The organism is Erythrobacter sp. (assembly GCF_023653175.1).
Taxonomy (GTDB): domain Bacteria; phylum Pseudomonadota; class Alphaproteobacteria; order Sphingomonadales; family Sphingomonadaceae; genus Erythrobacter.
The window spans coordinates 1-3,441 of sequence record NZ_JAMNXL010000265.1 but is presented as its reverse complement, the minus strand read 5'-3'; the positions used below and the strand labels follow the sequence as shown (position 1 = coordinate 3,441).

At 65.6% G+C, this 3,441-nt stretch carries 3 protein-coding genes; all 3 read left to right on the top strand.

What is annotated here, in order from left to right:
- Positions 1–163 precede the first annotated feature (163 nt).
- The gene (locus tag NBV68_RS18595) at positions 164–1,492 is read left to right on the top strand and encodes a TolC family protein (protein WP_296312856.1); all 1,329 of its coding nucleotides are present in this window, start codon (positions 164–166) and stop codon (positions 1,490–1,492) included.
- 239 nt (positions 1,493–1,731) lie between these two features.
- Positions 1,732–2,625, top strand: coding sequence for a hypothetical protein (locus tag NBV68_RS18590; protein WP_296312853.1), 894 nt, complete (start codon positions 1,732–1,734; stop codon positions 2,623–2,625).
- 406 nt (positions 2,626–3,031) lie between these two features.
- A partial coding sequence (locus NBV68_RS18585) for a TetR/AcrR family transcriptional regulator (RefSeq protein ID WP_296312850.1) occupies positions 3,032–3,441 on the top strand: 410 nt, incomplete at its 3' end.

The window sequence follows — 3,441 nt, the reverse complement described above, 5'->3', positions numbered from 1 at the left end:
GGATCGCGCTCACCATGGGCGAAGGCGCCAAGGCCGCCGGGGTTGAAGCGATCCCCGGCATGCCGGTGGATGCCTTCATCTTTTCCGGCCGCAGTCGCACGCTGCTCGATTACCTCTTCACCCCGATTGTCGAATCGATGTTCCGCGGGCTGAGGACTGGCTGATGCGCGCCGCCTTTTCGTGGGTCGCGGGCGTAACCCTGCTCCTCGCCAATGCTTCCCCGCCCCCGGCCCAAGCCGAGCCGTCCGGCGAGGAAAGCACCTGCCTGACGTTTGACAGTGCGATTGCGCTGGCGCTGGCACGCAGCCCGGAAATCGGGCTCGCATCAGCCCAGCAATCGCGCGCTGAGGCCGAACTACGCGCCGTAAGGTCCAGCGAGCGCCCGCAGCTCTCCACATTCTTGCGGACTCAAGCCGGGGACAACAACCTCACCGGGGCCGGACTGGAGAACTCGGCCGGCTTGCGGCTGTCGCAGCGGGTGTTCGACTTCGGGATCGGCGGGTTGGAAAAACGCAGCGCCCGGGCGGCGCTGGCAGCGCGCGGGTTCGATGTCGCCAATGCGCGCACCGAAGCTGCGCTCGATACCATGCTGGCGCTGATCGGGATGGCCGAGATTGCCGCAAGGATGGAAGTGACCGCCGAGCGTGAAGCCTATTTCGCCCGCGAACGCTCGGGCGTGGCCGAGGCACTCGCGCTAGGCGGGGCGACCCGCTCCGAACTGGCCGAAATCGAAGCGCGACTGGCCGATGCAGCGGCGGATCGGCTGGAATTGGCCTTCGAACGGGATCGCCTGTCCGCTGCATTGTCGCGCCAGATCGGCACCCTCGCGCCGCTCTGCTCCGGGGCCCTCGCACAGCTTGGTGCCACGCCTGACACGGGCATCGTCGAGGCGGTGGACGCCGCGCTCACCGCCAACCCCCGGATCGGCGCTGCGACCCAGCAACTTGCGGCCGAGGAGGCGCAGGCGCAGCGCGCACGCCGCAACCGGCTGCCAGTGATCGAGGTGGTGGGGATCGCCTCCTATGCCCGTGATAATACCCCGGGCGGCGAGTTTGGCCTGCGTGAGCGGGTAGGGATCGACGTGACCATCCCGCTGGTCACAAGCGGTCGGCTCCAGGCCGATCAACAGCGCAGCGCCGCCGATGTGCTGGCGCGCAGCAGCGAGCTACAGCGGCTGCGCCTTGAGATTGCCGAGGAGGTAGAGGTCGCGGCCCGCAGGATCGTCTCGCTTCGGGGCCAACTGGCACAGCGCGAACAGGTGGTGGCCCGGCAAGCCGAACAGTTCACTGCCGCCGAAAGCGAGTTCGCCGAAGGGCTGCGCACCCTTCCCGATCTGGTCGAGGACCGGCTTGAGCTTGAATCAGTGCGGATCGAAGCGGTCGCGACCCGGTTCGCCTTGCTGCGCGAGATCGCGCTGCTTCAGGCGCTTACGGGCCAGTTGCAACCGGCACCGCCTTTGCCGAGCGAGCCTGTCTACGGGCCTTCCGATTAGCGAATCTCTCCCTTCCTACGAAGGATTGCCGGGTCTGCGGCGTTGGGAGGGGAGGGCATTTTCAAAATCAACAAAAGGTCATTTTCATGATGATTTTCCGAAGCATCCTGTTGGCTGGCACAGCAGCTTGCCTTGCTGCTTGCGGCGGCGATTCACCGGTAACGGCCCCACCGCCGGTGACAATGACCCCAACCCCCAGCCCTTCGCCAAGCCCTACGCCTACACCCTCTCCCGTCGCCGTGACCGAACGGGAGGTCGATCCCCGGACTGTGGCGAGCGGTCTGGTGACCGGCCTTGCGAACCACCAGATCTTTGTCCCCGGCACCAACCGCCGCAACCGCCTGTTCGTGATGCTGCCCGGCACCGACGCACCGCCGCGCATCTATCGGTTGATTGCCCGCACCGGCGCGCAGGAAGGCTATCATGCGATCGGGCTGGCCTACCCCAACGAGGACGCCATCGCCTCGGTCTGCGGCAATTCCTCGCGTCCGGATTGCTCGGGCGAGGTGCGCAATGAAATCCTCACCGGGCAGGACACCAGCCCGCTGGTCAGCGTCAACCGGGTCAATTCGATCATTGGCCGATTGATCGAACTTATCGCCTTCCTTGACCGCAGCTTTCCCAGCGAGGGCTGGGGCCAATATCTGGTGAGCGGCCAGCCCGACTGGAGCCGGATCGCTATCGCCGGACACTCGCAAGGGGCAGGGCTGGCTGGTTTCCTCGGCAAGGAGGTCCGGCTGCTGCGCATCGGCATGTTCTCCGGCCCCAATGATCCCGGTCCTGCCGCAGGACAGGCCGCCTTATGGACCGCGCGGCCCAACATCACCCCGGCGGGCGACCAGTTCGGCTTTACCCACACCGCCGATCCGCTCGCGCCGATCGCGGTGAGTTCAGGTAACTGGGTGGGAATCGGCTTGGGCGCTTTTGGTGGGCAGGTGTCGGTCGATGGCCGCAGCCCGCCGTTCGATGGCTCGCGCCAGCTGGTGACCAGCGCCCCGCCCAACCCGAACCCGACCGGCCCCACCGCCTCGCCCCAGCATGGTGCGCCCGCAGTCGACAGCGTCACGCCAATCGCCGCCGATGGCCAGCCGCTGTTTCGACCGGTCTGGGTGCACATGCTGTTCGCTCCCTGACTTCGGCGTCGGCCGATGAACCACACCAACTGACGCTGCGCGCGGCTCGATTACCCGGCGGTCGCCATCGGCCGCACGGCGCATACCAATCGAAACTTTGGCGAGAGAGCACTGGGCAAGATGTACGCCACGTCCGCGAATTTTCCCTTCCGCTCTAACTGCCGATGCTGATCGGTTCGAGCGTTCCGGCACGCCGCAGCCGGGCCTTTATATGCCTTTGAGAGCGCAATCGCCGCATTCAGGCCCACGCCAAAGGGTTAGCCTAATCGGCTATGGCGGGCTTGCTCTTGGTGCCAGCCTGACGCAAGTTTTTGTCAAGATGACAAGATCGAAACCTCTGCTTCCGTCCACAGGCCGTCTTGGCCCGCCCAGAACCCGTCGCACCGCCGCTCATACTCGGCAACTGGTGCTGGAGGCAGCGGCGGCGTTGTTTGCCGAACGCGGGTTTCTGGGCACCTCGCTCGCCGACATTGCCGAGGCATCGGGCGTGACCAAATCCAACATCTTCTACTTCTTCACCGGCAAGGATGAATTGTGGAAGGCAGCGGTCGATCACGTGTTTGACAGCCTGCACAGCCAGGTCGACACGCCCGGCTTGCGCGACTTTACGCCCAGCTGGGAATTGTTCGAAGCAGTGCTGCGCGAACATGTGCTGACCTGCGCGCGCCAACCGGCCTACATCAAGATTCCGCTGATCGAGGGCAGCCAGCACAGTTGGCGCACCGAGTGGCTGGCCGAGCGCCACATGAAGCGCAGCGTCGCCTGGTTCGCCGCATTCCTTGCGCCCTTTGTTGATGCTGGAATGATCCCGCCGGG

Excerpts from the sequence above, each read along its gene's own strand:
- NBV68_RS18595 (WP_296312856.1), top strand. The coding sequence starts at position 164 with ATGCGCGCCGCCTTTTCGTGGGTCGCGGGCGTAACCCTGCTCCTCGCC.